We start from the raw sequence: 14,766 nt of genomic DNA, 5'->3' as shown, positions 1-14,766 counted from the left end.
CCTTTGATTTAGTTGATGCACAACGCAAAAAAGCGAGTTTTGCTAGTTAGCAAACCCGCTTTTTTCATTTTTTGAGAGCTTCTTAAAGAGGCGTTTGAATGATTGCTCCATTGGTCACGGACAATCGAATTCGGGCTCCAGTGACCGTGTCCCTTATAATAAGACTTCCTCCAATCTCAAAATCCGTATCACAATAGGCAGCGAAGCTTGGGGAGTAAGTTCCGACCGTATCGTATGCGGCCATGAGACCGGCAAAATAAGATACTGATCCTGCCTTGAAGCTAAATCCGATCTCATTGTATTTGCCATCCGAGAATTTTCCATCCACCCCTGTGATCCGGGTCCACGTAAGTGCCGGAAGATTCATTGCATCGCTGTATAAAAATATACCTGGAGAGCCAGAAGCTCGGTACAAAAAACCGTTATGCGAGATATCGGTCAAAAAGAATCCTGATAATGTCACATAGCGTGACAAATCAAGTTGTGCGGGAGATCCTGCAAACTTCAGTTTAACTATCGGTTCCTTTATCCCGTCACCAACGACCTTGAAAATGGAAAAGCGCATCCCCAATACTTGCCTCATTTCATCGGATACCGGGACAGGAATAGAAGTTGAATCGGATACCTTGCTGATCACGGCATTGTTTTGGGCCGTATAGTTCGAAGCTATTGAGCTATCAAGAAGTAAATTCGATGGGGCAACCTTATTCTGTGACCTGGAAGAGCGATCCTTAATTAGTTGCTGAACATTGCGGTTTATATAATGGGGTGTGACTTTTCTCCTAATTACCGTAGACGTACCCAGCCCCACTAAGCTTGTGCTCGCTGAGACGGTATCGATATATGCACTGGCAACTCCTCCGGGATTGGGGGATTTGGTTAATATAGCTGAAAAGGAATCGAATGCTACGTTATCTCCAATAATTCCAAATCGAGCGGCATAAGCTTGCTTCTCCTCCGGCCGCTTCAAGGAGTCTGGCAAAGCGCTTTGCCATCGCCCCGGTTGATCGCTATAATCTATAACCGACCAGGAAAATCCGATTCCATTCATATACCAGGCTCTCGTTTGCGAGTTCGGCAGCAGATCTATAGCAGCTTCTCCACATTGCTCAAATTGCCAAAAAATAGCCTGCCCGCTTAAACCATTGCTGTATGCAGAAGGAGTCCCATCCATGCATTGATATACTCCATAAGGAGAAAAGCCTGTATGAAGATTGGATATCGTACCACTGAAACCCTGTAGCCCGATTAATAAACCGCAAAATTCACCAGTCATACTGCCTCGTTCACCATAATAATCGTAATTATTTTTGCGGCAGTAAACGCCAATCAGCCCCGACCAGGTACATCCTTTCCATGTTATATGCCCCACATTGTTATCGAGCAGCAAACCACATTTTATGGCGCGTGTCGATATATTATGAAAAGTAGGGGTTGCTCCTCCCGAGACACGGAAAGCACAGCTTCCAACTGCAAACATCTCATATTTTCGTTGATCGAACAGCTCTTTGTTTACCCAGCGTTCCAAATAACGCTTCGCGTAGGGTACCGTTCCAACTACCGTAAAATCACGAAAAACAGCTAAGACCCCTGCGTAATAAACGTCAAAGCATGCCTGGAGGTCGGTCTTGTTATCGATTGGATCAAAAATAATACGAGAGCCCATCTGATTGCCGTCAATAAATGTGCCTATACCAAAAGCCCCCCTGCCGAAACGAGTCAAGGGACGCCGAATTACCGAGCTGCCTGAAGCGATGTACAACAGCCTTGATTTCCCGCACATAATTCCAGCAGCCTGATAAGCCGCCGTGTCATCCGTCTTGCTGTCAACCTTCGCGCCGAACCATCGAGGATAAATCACATCCTCTTTAGGCTCACCTTGCACAGTTCCCCCCTCGGAGATATCAAATATAAAATCGGTTTTGTGCGCACTTATGCTTCCGTTGAACGTAATAACTACTCCTGCGATAGGCTTTAATCTTGCCCCATGTTCAAAAGCGATCAGGTTTGATTCCGGAATAATCATGTTCTTCCCGATCCGATAGATGCCTTCAGGGATTAATACCGATGCATTACCTCTTATAGCCGCAGCCAAAGCATCAGAACTGTCGGCGCTTCCAGTAGGATCGGCATTATAATTTAATATACTAATCATTGAATGGCCTCCTCGTCTTAATAAGACTTTTTCCTGTTGCACTCTTGGATGTAATAGGAGGTTCGAAAATCAAGCTGCAGTTCAGGCGAATTTAAAGTATGAACAATTTCTGTTAAAAAGAACTTCCTTTGGCGGTTTTAGATTCCTGTCTGGTCTTCCCAACAACGTAAACTCCGAAGGGAATTTTCTGTAAAAGCTCGGTCGATATGATCGAGAAAAGAATTGAAACGATAAACATCAGCGGGATATACAGTAAGTAACTATAATTAGATTTAAAGTTTATATACTCTGACAATACGGCTATAAAAAATAGATGCAACCAGTATATTCCGAAGGAATAATTACTAACTAATGACATCCATTTCGGAAAATAATTGATTTTTCTTGCCCATAAAAACATCAACATAATGGAACAGCTAGTAAGAAAAATCATATCAACGCGTTTGGAGCTTTGAACGGTGATAATATCATATTTTTGAATTAGCATCGATAATGAAAAAGCAAGGATTGAAATACCGAGAATATAATATTTTAGCGCAGCCAGCTTCTTCATAAACCACTCATAATTTGATCCGCAATAATAGGCTAGAGCAAAATAAAATAACCATCCGAATAAAGGAATAGATGAGCCTACATACCACAGATGATTCATACGCTCTGATTGGATAGGGGGCTGTACGAAATTAAATAGACTGAGATATGATATATTTATTAAAAGCATCAATAAAAGCACATGAAGAGGCTTATACCTTTTTACATACCGAATCCAAAACCCATGCAAAATGTAGAATTGGAAAATAATCAGAATAAAATAACCATGAAATCCTCCTAAAAATAAATTCAGTATAAATTCCTTCAGCATTTGAAACCAACCTGTCCCCCCTATGCGAGTATCAACATAGGCAAAGACCACGGACATAACAAATAATGGAATTAACAAAAACTTTACTCTTTTTAAATAAAAGCCTTCTGGAAGCTTATCTGGATATTTATAAGCCAAAATAAATTCCGAAATAAATACAAAGATACCCGTACCCACTTTGAGCAACAACATTAATAAATCAGCGTAAAATTGAGTCGAATCATCAAGATCGTCAAAAAAACCATATTTAACTTTCGCTTTTTCTACGCAATGTATCATAACAATAAATAGACATGATAGCGCTCGTAAAAAATTGATTTCTCTAATCAAGTTCAACGTTCCTCCCAACCAGAGTAGAGTGAGGCAAAGATGCATTCTTTTCCATTGTTGCATGAACAACAATTTCTTTTAATTCTCGCTCAAACCTTGCCTCTCCGAACGCTTCAGCATGAGCGTGAATGGCCGTGCTATCCCATTCATATTGATCGAAAACTCTCATCGTTTGAGCCAGCGACTCCTTAGTCTGCTCTGTAAAAAAGAGCCCATTCCTTCCGGCAATAATCGTATCTAATGCCCCGCCTCCCTGAAAGGCAATGACAGGTCTACCGCAGGCATTGGCTTCTAGTGGAGTAATCCCAAAATCCTCTATGCCCGGGAACAGCAGCGCCTTGCAGCCTCGCATTAGCTCTTCCACCTCATCGTCCTTCAGCCTTCCCGCAAAAGTTATCGTCGGGCCAGCCAGCTTTTTAAGCCTATCCAGATCAGGGCCACCGCCGACAACGATCAGGTTTTGGTTGGTTAATGTACAAGCTGCAACTGCTAGATCGATTCGCTTATAGGAGACTAGCCTGGAAACGACCAGGTAGTAGTCCTTTACTTGAACAGGTTGATACGGACCGAATCGGCTCAGATCAACAGGCGGGTATACCACTGATGAATGCATGCCGTAATAGGTATTAACCCGTTCCCTTACTACAGTGGAATTGGCAATGAGTGCATCCACCGCTGCTGTATTTCGCTTATCCCAGCCTTTGAGGAATGGAACAAAAACTTTAGCCAGCCTCTTGACAAAGGAAGGGATCATCATTCCCTCGACATATTCTTCATAGTTCCAGGCGAACCGCATCGGAGTGTGGCAATAACAGATATGGACGGCTCCTTTTGGCTTCCGGATTCCCTTTGCATAAGCGCTGCTTGAACTGATGATCAGGTCATATTTACGAAGATCCATGCTTTTTACGGCAGCTGGGTATACCCAGAAAAATAGCTTGAACTTACTAAGAATGCCTGGAATCCGTTGCATCCATGTGGTTCGAATATCAGCATCTGCAAGCTCAGCTAAAAGCTCATTGCGATCCGCGATAGTCGTGAAAATCGGAGCCTCAGGATAAATTTTATGCAGTACGCCCACTACCCTCTCAGCGCCTCCACGCTGATTGAGATAATCATGTACAATAGCAACCCGAAGCGGACGGTCCTGGCCAGATTGATCATACAAATTCTCGACTTGCATAACGGTATTTTGAATGACAAACCTCGCCTTGACTCTTTCGAAAGCTTTCTGCCCGTACTCCTTTCTCAGACTTTCGTCCGATAGCAGACGGCTTGCACATGCCGCAAGAGCGACAATATCTCCAACCTCGTAAAGTAAACCACAGTTTTCATCTTCGACAATTTCCGGGACTCCACCGGCGCGAGTGGCGATAACCGGGACTTTCTGAGCCATTGACTCAATGAGCACCCTGCCGAAGGGCTCGTTATCAGAACATAAAAAAAGAAGATCCGCTGCACAGCAGATCTCCTTCATATCATTTCGAAAACCAGTAAACCGTACTTTTCCAGTCAAACCGAGTTCCTTTACCAGACGCCTTAAATGCTGCTCGTATTGCTTATTTTCCTCTCTGAACTTGGCTTCTCCTACGATCCAAAGTTCCGCGAAATGATTTTGCTTCTGCAGTAAATGAAGAGCCGCTATCGCATCCTCTTGCCGCTTCCAAGGGGCAATCTGTCCGATAATGGCTATGACAAGCGTTTCCTGCTCGGCTCCAAGTTCAGCCCGAATCATTTGTCTTGCCTGCTGTTTCTCTTGATCATCGGCAAAATCAGCCTTGACGCCATTGTAAATAACGGTCGATTTGTACTCTAGAGCCTTGCCCAAAGACTCACGAATCTGCTCGGAAATGCAAATCAATTTGTCCGCTTTGCGAGCAGCAAACTTTCGGATAACGGCTCCAACTATTCCTCTGGGCGGCTGATCGCGAATATGCCAGATTACAGGACGGCGATGAAGCCAACTGAACATTGAAGCCATGATGCCAGCTCGAATTGAGTTGGCGTGAACAATATCTAGGTTTTGCTTTTTCACACAGGCAGCGAGTCGCCAACCCTCCACGACCATTCCGATCATATGCCTAGCTATGGAAAATGGATTTTTGCTCAAACGAGCTCTGTAACCGGGTAACACAAGATACTCCATTCCGAACTCTCGCGCCCTTACACCAAGTTCTCCCTCCGGGCCGATAATGACAGGCTCTGCTGTATGCAGATGACTTGTCATTGTCAGAAGGCTGATTTCCGCTCCACTAATGGAGCTTGTATGATTGTAATAACCAATTCTCATCCTTAAGCCCTCCTCAGCGAATCTTCTGCCGCAAGATGGAACACATCGCTGACTCCGTTTGCAATCTTCTCCCAGGTATAGCGTTCCATAACATGGGAACGGCATCGCTCGCGTTCTGGCAATCCCTTTTCGCTCTTTAACAGAGAAATAATTCGAGAAGACATGGCCTCTGGCGTATCGTCATCAAAGAGCAGGTTGGAATCAAATTGTTGCAGAATCTCTTTTGTTCCTCCGTTAGGCGTTCCAACAACCGGGGTCCCGCAAGCAAGAGCTTCTACCGTTACAAGACCAAAGCCCTCTAGTGTCACGGTAGGTACAACGGAAACGTCTGCCGCCTGATACCATTGAACAAGCTCTTCATTGCTAACACGACCTACAAACCTGATTTTGTCTGTGAGTTCGAGCTTAGCGCTCAACGCTTTAAGCTCATCGCGCATTGTGCCATCCCCGGCAATAATGAGAATTGCTTCCGGCACCTGAGCGCTTATCTCGGACATCGCATGGATCAAGCGGTCGATCCCCATACGCCGAACTAATCTCCGGACACAAAAAAGAACCCGGTCATTTTCATGGAATCCGAGTTCCTTACGTAGTTGTTGACGATTAGAAGAAGGCTTGAATCTTTCTGTGTCTACAGCACCTGGAACGATATGTACAATATTGCCGGGAATCCCATAGTCCTGCTGGAGCAACGACGAGAAGTATTCACTCAGTACGATAAATCGATTAGAGCGGTTATAGGCGAGCGACTCCACCTTTTTTTTTATTTGATAATTGATTTGTTGTGCGGAAAAACTGCTTTTATCTTCAATCATCGACTCTTTAGCCCATGGACCGTGAAAGTGAGTCACAATCGGTATGTTTGCTGGAAGCTGCCCCCTGCCAATTAATGAAGCGTACAAGGCGAAGTGGGGATTATAAACATCAGGTCTCCACTGCTTTTTTGTCTGTGCCGCAGCTGTTCGAAAAGCTCTCACTCTATCCCAAGTCCCCGTCTTGTCGGACTGTGTTAGGACCTCTTCCATATAAGGAGGAGCGGAAATTTTTTCTCCTCCTGCTGTAACTAAAGCCCGAATATTATGTCCTTGCTGCTGCATAGCCAGGGTATAATCAGCAAAATATCGATTAAGCCCCCCAGGAGTATGATCGATCCATCCCATACCAGTTGTTAAAATATTCATATCAAATTTCTCCTTTTTGCTACGATTAAAATCATAGATTGGTGGAAATGCCACTAGTACTGCCCTTTTTCCTATTTCCATACCGATCAACAAGCAGTTTAGGATCTTCAAACCATTGAGCGGCCTCTTTTAGCATGTTATCGTCCCAAGTCCACCATTCCAAAGCTAATAGATCATCAATTAACGGGTCATCAAATAATCTTCTGATTTCTTTGGCTGGTATACCGCCTACTACTGCATAAGGTCGTACTTCTCCTGTTACTACAGCTCCTGCAGCAATTACGGCTCCATCTCCGATGACTGCGCCTCTTAATATAGTTGCCCCGGTTCCAATCCAAACATCGTTCCCGATTTGTGGAGGAGCCTTATCTTGTTGCCAGCGCCTTGTTGTCGCCGAAATCCCTGCATGATCCGGTGAATACCAAAAAGGATGCCTTGAAGCACTATGTAAAGGATGCTCATCAGCTCCTATTGTTACATTCCAGGATATTGAACAAAAAGACCCGATTGATCCGGATTGAATATGAGAATTAAAGCTTATGTAGGTATTTCTGCCGATCTTCACTTCAGGTTGTACTCGGCTTCCCGATTCAATTGTGACAGAGGAATGAATTTCAGCTGACTTTCCTTGGACGGCCCAGTACCCGATAAATCTTAGTAACCGATTCATCCGCAAGGCTAAAGCAATCTTTCTTCTCCTTCCCAAAATATCCATTTATATCCCTCCATTAAGCATGTCGGCAAACATTTTGCAGTTCCTGTACAATACTTAACCTCTCGGCTTTGCCTTCTCGTGGAAGGCTAGAACTAGTATTTCGAACGAAAGCCATTGCGGTAGCAAGAGCCTCCACATCACCACGAGGCACAACTTGGATTCCATCTAAATAACCCTTCCATTCTCCCAAGCCTCCTGCATCATACACGATAACCGACTTTCCTCTTCTTCTGGCCTCAGGAACGACGAGCCCTGCAGGCTCAGGCCAAATTGAAGGCACCACGACGGCATCCGCCTTGTCATACCAGCTGTCCACTTCCTTGCCTGGAACTCGTCCGGCAAATATAATTTTGGATTCAAGCCCGAGTTTTGCCACAAGCACTTTAAGCTTGTTTTCGTACCATCCCTCACCGACAATAGTTGCCATTATGTTGATCCCTTGACGATTCAGAACATCAATCGCTTGAATCATGTCCTGCACTCCCTTGTAATACACTAACCTGCCACAGAACAATATGTGCAGCGCTTCACCTGAGCCTCTCGGAACTATTGGAGCAACCGGCTCGAATATAGCTCCTAAAGTATTGTCTATCACCTGAATTTTATCAGCGGGCAACCCATCTCGAACGAGTATTTCTTTCAAGGAGTTGCTGACCGTATAAATCACCCTGGAGTTAAGCGCTACCTTGATCATCTTGGAAGTCAGCCGCATGCCTTGGAGCATACGCCATGGCTCCTTGTTTGTTCCGCATTTGCGCGTGTACCAATTGACCATGCAGCTTGCTCCAAATGTATTGCTGCATATTTCATTGTTGTCCCGGAAAAGCCTTGCACCTGAAGGGCAAACGGGAGAATGAAAAATGGTAGCCATAGGATAACTTTGAGACAAATGAAATGCAGCGTTAAGCGTCTCTCTGCCACCCTGCCATAAAATTACATCTGGTGCAAATTCCCGGGCAGCATATCTCCAATCTTCCAGATTTCTTCCAGGCACAACACTATCTGGATCGTACTCTCCCCAGCTTTTCATGTCTTCCACACCGCATGCTGCAATTCGCACGGTATGTCCCCCCTCCGTCAGTTGCCTCGAAAGGTCGTACACAAATCGTTCTGTTCCACCCAAAGGAGCGAATCGGTCGATGATTTGCATCACTCTCATACTTCTCTTGCCTCCTTGGGACTGCCGCTTTTCATATAACGCACCAATCCCTTCCACAACCCTTTTTGAGCGGGAACAAATGAGCGAACGATTGCTTTTTCCTTGCGTAGAAGAGCAAAGCTGAAACGAGCCAGTCCCGGAACGCTTCGGTCTCCAACGAGAGAGGCATAGAGAAGTCGCATTGGAGTACGAATAAAATTCCCCCGTTGGTTGAGAATTCCATATTGAAGATTGTGAGCGGCATTTACTACCGCTTCCGGAACAATTTTATTTCGCTGATCCGCGTCAAACCGAGGCGCAGGATAGTGATCGACCTCTATTCTTGGGTCATAGATGAGCTTAAATCCTAACTTCCGGATTCGCAGGCAAATATGTACTTCAATATGCACTTGAGCTCCACTGCCCTTCAAGCCTTCAGGCAATTGCAGCAGATCCGATCGGAAGGACATGTTAACGCCTTTTAGAACATCTACATTTCTAGCGGCCCCGGAACCGATATGATGATTGCCGATCAGCTTGCCATACCAGGTCAAAATTCCAACCTGCGTGTCAGGCCCGGAAGACTTGATTCCGGGTTGAATATCTCGTCCTCCGGCACCTCCTACCAATGGATTCTGATAGCAGACTGCCAGCCTTTCGATCCATTCCGGTCGGGGAACAGCATCGTCGTCAGTGAAAGCGATCACCTCTCCCTCAGCAGCACAACTACCTGCTTTCATAGCCGCAAGCATGCCGGGCATGCTCACAACAGTAGCCTTTTTTACATATGGCGCTGGACTTTCCATCCACTTTTTTACCGCATTTTCTGTTATTTCGTCGCTACTGCGATAGACAACAATGACCTCAAGCGGCGGAATTTTTTGTTGATCCAATCCTTTGAGGCATTGGATAAGATCTTTTGTTCTGCGATAGGACGGTACAACCACAGAAATAGAAACCATTTGGATCTCCCCTTTATTCAGTATATTAATTTTCCAATTGTCTAGCTTTGCCCCACCGGGCATTGAGCAGCGATTTAATTGTGCTTGCCATATAACTTATATCCCGTTTATGTAGCGTAAAGAGTTTTTTGGTATTTACTCCCCTTGAACGAAGAATGACAATGTATACGATCCACTTCAAAACCGATCCTCCTGCAATTCCAATAGCAGCAGCAATAGCGCCTAGATAAGGCATGAGCAGCAGCATAATCCCCATGCCGCCTCCTACGCTTAGAAGCTCGGATAGAGTAACGGTATTGAATTTGCCTTCTGTATTCAGATAATAAAGAAGCAATTGACTGCAGATTCGAATTGGAGCGACAGCTAAAAGGATAATGGCCATCCAGATCGCGGGCTTATATTCATTGCCGTAGAGTAATGGCAGTAAAACCGGAGCGCATGCACAGGCGACCAAAGTGACTAAAGTACATAGAAGAAGCATCATACTATGCATCTGTTCCGTTTTCTTCTTTTTTTCCTCACCCTTGAGATCCATAAGCTTCGGCCATAAAAAAACATTCAGAGCTCCAAAAAGCACAGAAGGCAAAATTCCGCCAATACTGCCGGCAACGGTATAAAGTCCAAGGGCATAGGGAGCAAGCAGTAGGGATAAAATCAATTGATCAAAATTCCCTCCAAAAACCGCTACCAAAGATCCCCCATAGATTTTGATCCCATTTCGCATGAGCTCGCTAAGATTAAGATGAAGATTTTTCAAGGAGGGCTTAACCTGTCTAAACACCCATGACATCGTCAGTATAAAAGTAAACAATCCCCAGATGACAATCTGATACAAAATTAAATTCCGCACCGAAAGATGACCAGACACCTGCAAAATCAAAATAACAAGCAGTGAACCGAGTGGGCTCATCAACCGAAGAAGCATGACTTTACGAAATAAATTCAAGCTCTGCAGAGTTCCGATCAAACCGTCGGTCATTACACTAAAAGGTAAACAAATCATTGCTATTCTTGCATATAAGACAAGCTCCGCTGGCTGCCCTTCCATCAATAAAGGCATAATCAACCAACCAATTCCCATCCCGGTCAGTCCGAAAAAGACCCCAGCAATCAAGTAGGACCCCAGTAGCTCCTGTTGACGCTCCTTATAAAGCTTCCCTAAATAAATGACAGCTCCAGGCAAGCCTAAGGTTGAGAGGCCAACAAGGAGAGCAGTCCATCTGATCGCGGCGGCAAACTCCCCTCGGCCATAAGAACCAAGCCAACGAGCAATCATAATTCCAGTCATCAAATTTAGAGCCATTACAACCATATTCAAAGCGAAGCTGGATAAAAAGAGCTTTTTCATGCTTAATCATGCTTCCTCTCCACAACAAACCCCATGCCACTTATTTATTGCTTTCTATGCCAACACAATTTTCTCAATTCCTCCGGCCATGACCGAAGCCGAGAAGCGATCGTTTACGGTTTTGATGCCGTTTTTAGCGACATTCGCATAATGATTAGGCCGATCTAATACGTCTGACATTAAGCCGGCTAACTGAGCTGAGCTTCCGTCATATAGAAGTCCATCCGCCTCGTGAGTTATAATTTCCGATGGACCGCCGCTGTTAACGGCCAACACGAGTCTTCCCGAAGCCATTGCTTCCACTACTACCATGCCGAAGGGCTCATTGATCGAGCTATGAACGACCGCGTCGCTAGCCCATAAAAAAGGCTCAATTGAGCTCTGATGACCAAGAAAATGAACGTTGTCGGCTATTCCTCGCTCTAGAGTGATCTTTTTAAGCTCTTCTTCAAGCTCCTCCTCAACACCGAAGAGGGAACCGCCAATAATCAGAAGATGAGCATTCCTGTCCCTGAGTGAGGAGTAGAAGGCTTCAATTACGACATCAGCTCGTTTCCATTTCTGCAACCTACCAATAAAGGCAAATACATAAGTGTCACTTTCAATTCCAAGCTCTCTTCTAGTAAGAGCACGGACCTGCGGATTAAGCTGGAATTGTTCCATAACAATTCCAGGATAACGTACAACTGTCCGAGGATTAGCTCTAACTCTACTTTGTGCAGCAGATACGATTTCGGAAGGACATAACACCGCCTGTGCAGGTATACGGCTAATCACCTTATCAAACATCGTGTTGGCTGGCACACCATGCTGCCACCACATCGCCGGAATGCTCTCCAGCCAAGCGGCTAACCCGGCGTACATATGAGGCTTGGGTGACCAACTGATTACCTTTTGAATTTCGTGCTGCCGAATCATATGGCGCAAAGAAGATATAGTCTTCATAAGAGCCTGTGGATGACGAATTCTTCCGGAGGGAATAATCTGGACGTCGAAACCAAGCTCCTTAATGCTGTCCGCTAACGGACCTTCAGCCAGTAGTACAACCTTAACTTGGAATCGATCTTTTGCCACCTGCGTTAGCCAGTTGAGTAGAACTCGCTCGGCTCCTCCCGTCTGTGCAGCATGGTTGACAACGAGAATATTTTCTTTCAATTCATAAGACTCCTTCCAAGTTGCTCTTCGCTTTGCTGTACACCCATGCCAGTGAAAAACCAGAAGATAAGAGCCGACATACTGACCAGCTCGCCTCCAAAAACATAGGCAACCATTAAATTAATCAGAAAAACAAGTCCTAACACTCGATAAGTGTTATGGACAGCCCCCTTATAGATAAGTTTCCAGTGCATGAAAAGAGCCCTAAAAAAAAGCAATCCGCCTACTAGCCCGAACACTGCAAAAACACCCAAATAACCGTTATCCACTGAATTTAGGGTATTGAATGCTCCTTCTCCACCGTTTAAGTCTGTGCTTTTGCCTATGGAGCCAAAGCCCCCGCCTAGTGGGCGGGTAAACAACTCAGGAATCGTATTAAAAACGATGCTCAATCTAGCATTGGCAGAATGATCCTCACCCAGGCTACCAAAAGTACCTACTCGGTCCATCATGCTTGCCCCGCCCGGAAGCAGAGGCAAGACGAAATAGGTGCCCGCAAAAAGGATACAGATCCCCCCCAACGATTTCAGCCTATTCTTCTTGGAGGATAATAAAACGTAAGCCAGCAAGCAAATGAGCAAGACCACCCAGGATGCACGGACAAGGGTTATGCCAAGCGCTGAAATGATGATGATCACACCGATCATTCCAAATGGTTTGCGGACTTGCGGGGAAGAAATGCCTGCGAGGATGGCTGCAACCAGAAAAACGGACAGTGTTCCTGTTGAATTCAACGTAGAGAATGGCCGGAAACCAAGTGGTTCTGGCTTGCCCAATGAAACCATCTTTGCTCCCTCCATCCACATCAAGTCCCATGGCGGAAGAATGAGATATTGAATCCAGGCATAAACAGAAAGCAGTACAGCCATCGTTACCATTGTCTTCAGCCAGCTCTGTTTCACTTGATCATCTGGCCTTTTGACTATCATATAAACAAAAATAAGCAGAGGTATAAAGTAGTTGCCTGTGCTGTAGATTCCAGCGGTTTTATTCAATAAAACACCTAAAACAGCAGCATACAGGAAAGGAATCAAATAAGCGTTCAGCACCTTAGCCACTGAATTCTCGATTCTGACCCGTTTTATTCCAACAGGTATCAGCAGCAGTAACGTAGTAATTAAAGGTGTTAAACTCAGCAGCGTCAAAGAGCTATAGTCACCGAGAACCCAGTCATTTAAACGACGCAATTCAGGTCCAATCAACCAAATCGTAATCACATAAGGAATTAACCTGTTGGAGTCATTGGCGGCAAGTATGAATCCGGGAATGAGCACAGCTGCAAGAATGGATCCCTGCATAAGAAGCTCAGGATTGCCACTGGCATAACGTCCGATGAATACCGCAATTAGCGAACCAACGATGAGGATAAGTAGAGTTCGCACGCATGAAAGCAATGGTCTAAATCCAGGATGGAGCTCTCCTGAAAATCTCACGCCTTTCCTCCATTCGACAGCAGTTGATCTGGTTTTACTACTTCTCTGTAACGAATATAATTTTCTATCATTTCACTCCAGTCATGACTTTTGGCCCACTCGAGAGCAGGTTCTGTCTCGTTCCCATGATTGCCCAGATTAGTTAATGCCTTAATCAACGCTTGGCCTAGCTCCACATCATTAACAAGACGTCCGTACTTACCGTTTCCAAGCACCTCTATAGCACCAGGGTTTGGTGTAGTTACGACAAGCGTTCCACTAGCCATTGCCTCCAAATAGGGAATACCAAAACCTTCATAGGTTGATGGCATGCAAAAGACATGAGAGCTGCGATATAACTCCGCCAATTCAAGCTGAGATGGCATATCAATGTATTCAATACCATCTGCCGGCTCGCCCGCGTTGCACACCATGATCAATTTAGCATCTGGTACTGCAGGCTTGATTTGCTGAGTAAATAGTTCCTTCAACCATCCGCCTCGCTTGCGGCTATCGAGCGCCCCTACAAACATGAGCGTAGGCTGCTGGTTTTTGGGCCCGGGATAAAAAACTCTAGTATCAACAGGCAGATGCTCAATTCGATCCAACTGGCGATTCGGGTATAATCTGCGAGTATCATTGGAGTTGAACAACGTAATATCGGAGCGAAGCGTCGATAGCACCTCCAATACGTATAGGAAAGACAGATTGAGCTTTCGAAGCATCCGTTTGTTGAACTGCAACTCTCTTCTGGCACTACCATGCATAATTCGAATCCAAGGAACACTTCCACGTTTCATTGCCCAATCGTCTCCGCTTGAAACAACTAAGTCATATGGAGCAAAATCAATACATTTGGAAGTCCATGGGGCCTTGTAATAGCGATGGAATCGACCTGTTCCAATCGCGCCTGGAACGAGTTTAACCTCGTATTGAGCATCCGGAACCGCTTCTCGAACCGAATATACGGTTACCTCATGACCTTTTTCTACCAGCATATTGCATAACCGATGATTAAAATGGCTTACTCCACCTGTACGTTCCTTGGTAGAGGGAAGTTCAAAAGCCACAATGGCTAGCTTTAATTTACGTGCCATCTCCATAGTGTCCCTCCCTATTTTCAACTTTTTTCATAAATGAACAGATTGAATTTCGAAGTTAACAACAATCCCCGCAGCATTGCTGCGGGGATTGCAACGTATTGGGGCATCCAACCCC

11 protein-coding genes are annotated in these 14,766 nt (G+C 45.1%); all 11 read right to left on the bottom strand.

Going from position 1 to position 14,766, the window contains the following annotated elements:
• Positions 1–82: 82 nt before the first annotated feature.
• A complete protein-coding gene (locus CGZ75_RS22145; RefSeq protein ID WP_089526427.1) occupies positions 83–2,155 on the bottom strand; it encodes a hypothetical protein in 2,073 nt (690 codons plus the stop codon).
• Positions 2,156–2,267: 112 nt separating this feature from the next.
• A complete protein-coding gene (locus tag CGZ75_RS22140; RefSeq protein ID WP_176444974.1) occupies positions 2,268–3,347 on the bottom strand; it encodes an acyltransferase family protein in 1,080 nt (359 codons plus the stop codon).
• A complete protein-coding gene (locus tag CGZ75_RS22135; RefSeq protein WP_176444973.1) occupies positions 3,340–5,637 on the bottom strand; it encodes a glycosyltransferase family 4 protein in 2,298 nt (765 codons plus the stop codon). Before CGZ75_RS22135 ends, CGZ75_RS22140 begins: the two co-directional genes overlap by 8 nt.
• Positions 5,638–5,639: 2 nt before the next feature.
• Positions 5,640–6,818: a glycosyltransferase family 4 protein gene (locus tag CGZ75_RS22130; RefSeq protein WP_089526424.1), complete on the bottom strand. Its 1,179-nt coding sequence runs from the start codon at positions 6,816–6,818 to the stop codon at positions 5,640–5,642.
• A 31-nt stretch (positions 6,819–6,849) separates the two neighbouring features.
• The gene (locus CGZ75_RS22125) at positions 6,850–7,533 is read right to left on the bottom strand and encodes a CatB-related O-acetyltransferase (protein WP_089526423.1); all 684 of its coding nucleotides are present in this window, start codon (positions 7,531–7,533) and stop codon (positions 6,850–6,852) included.
• Positions 7,534–7,546: 13 nt separating this feature from the next.
• A complete protein-coding gene (locus CGZ75_RS22120) occupies positions 7,547–8,692 on the bottom strand; it encodes a glycosyltransferase family 4 protein (protein WP_089526422.1) in 1,146 nt (381 codons plus the stop codon).
• Entirely contained in the window at positions 8,689–9,633 is a 945-nt protein-coding gene (locus tag CGZ75_RS22115) for a glycosyltransferase family 2 protein (RefSeq protein ID WP_176444972.1), read from the bottom strand. The genes CGZ75_RS22120 and CGZ75_RS22115 overlap by 4 nt, the downstream gene beginning before the upstream one ends.
• Before the next feature lie 25 nt (positions 9,634–9,658).
• A complete protein-coding gene (locus tag CGZ75_RS22110; RefSeq protein ID WP_089526420.1) occupies positions 9,659–10,981 on the bottom strand; it encodes a lipopolysaccharide biosynthesis protein in 1,323 nt (440 codons plus the stop codon).
• A gap of 54 nt (positions 10,982–11,035) precedes the next feature.
• Positions 11,036–12,136, bottom strand: coding sequence for a glycosyltransferase family 4 protein (locus CGZ75_RS22105; RefSeq protein ID WP_089526419.1), 1,101 nt, complete (start codon positions 12,134–12,136; stop codon positions 11,036–11,038).
• Positions 12,133–13,569 carry an O-antigen ligase family protein gene (locus CGZ75_RS22100; RefSeq protein ID WP_141136870.1) on the bottom strand — a complete coding sequence of 479 codons (1,437 nt, stop codon included), beginning with the start codon at positions 13,567–13,569 and terminating at the stop codon, positions 12,133–12,135. The genes CGZ75_RS22105 and CGZ75_RS22100 overlap by 4 nt, the downstream gene beginning before the upstream one ends.
• The gene (locus CGZ75_RS22095) at positions 13,566–14,645 is read right to left on the bottom strand and encodes a glycosyltransferase family 4 protein (RefSeq protein ID WP_176444971.1); all 1,080 of its coding nucleotides are present in this window, start codon (positions 14,643–14,645) and stop codon (positions 13,566–13,568) included. The genes CGZ75_RS22100 and CGZ75_RS22095 overlap by 4 nt, the downstream gene beginning before the upstream one ends.
• Between the last annotated feature and the right edge of the window lie 121 nt (positions 14,646–14,766).

Source organism: Paenibacillus herberti (assembly GCF_002233675.1).
In the GTDB taxonomy this organism is placed as follows: domain Bacteria; phylum Bacillota; class Bacilli; order Paenibacillales; family Paenibacillaceae; genus Paenibacillus_O; species Paenibacillus_O herberti.
The sequence above is the reverse complement of the archived record's forward strand: the minus strand, read 5'-3'. Positions and strand labels throughout refer to the sequence as shown.

Excerpts from the sequence above, each read along its gene's own strand:
- CGZ75_RS22145 (WP_089526427.1), bottom strand. The coding sequence starts at position 2,155 with ATGATTAGTATATTAAATTATAATGCCGATCCTACTGGAAGCGCCGAC.
- CGZ75_RS22135 (WP_176444973.1), bottom strand. The coding sequence starts at position 5,637 with ATGAGAATTGGTTATTACAATCATACAAGCTCCATTAGTGGAGCGGAA.
- CGZ75_RS22130 (WP_089526424.1), bottom strand. The coding sequence starts at position 6,818 with ATGAATATTTTAACAACTGGTATGGGATGGATCGATCATACTCCTGGG.
- CGZ75_RS22125 (WP_089526423.1), bottom strand. The coding sequence starts at position 7,533 with ATGGATATTTTGGGAAGGAGAAGAAAGATTGCTTTAGCCTTGCGGATG.
- CGZ75_RS22120 (WP_089526422.1), bottom strand. The coding sequence starts at position 8,692 with ATGAGAGTGATGCAAATCATCGACCGATTCGCTCCTTTGGGTGGAACA.
- CGZ75_RS22115 (WP_176444972.1), bottom strand. The coding sequence starts at position 9,633 with ATGGTTTCTATTTCTGTGGTTGTACCGTCCTATCGCAGAACAAAAGAT.
- CGZ75_RS22110 (WP_089526420.1), bottom strand. The coding sequence starts at position 10,981 with ATGAAAAAGCTCTTTTTATCCAGCTTCGCTTTGAATATGGTTGTAATG.
- CGZ75_RS22095 (WP_176444971.1), bottom strand. The coding sequence starts at position 14,645 with ATGGCACGTAAATTAAAGCTAGCCATTGTGGCTTTTGAACTTCCCTCT.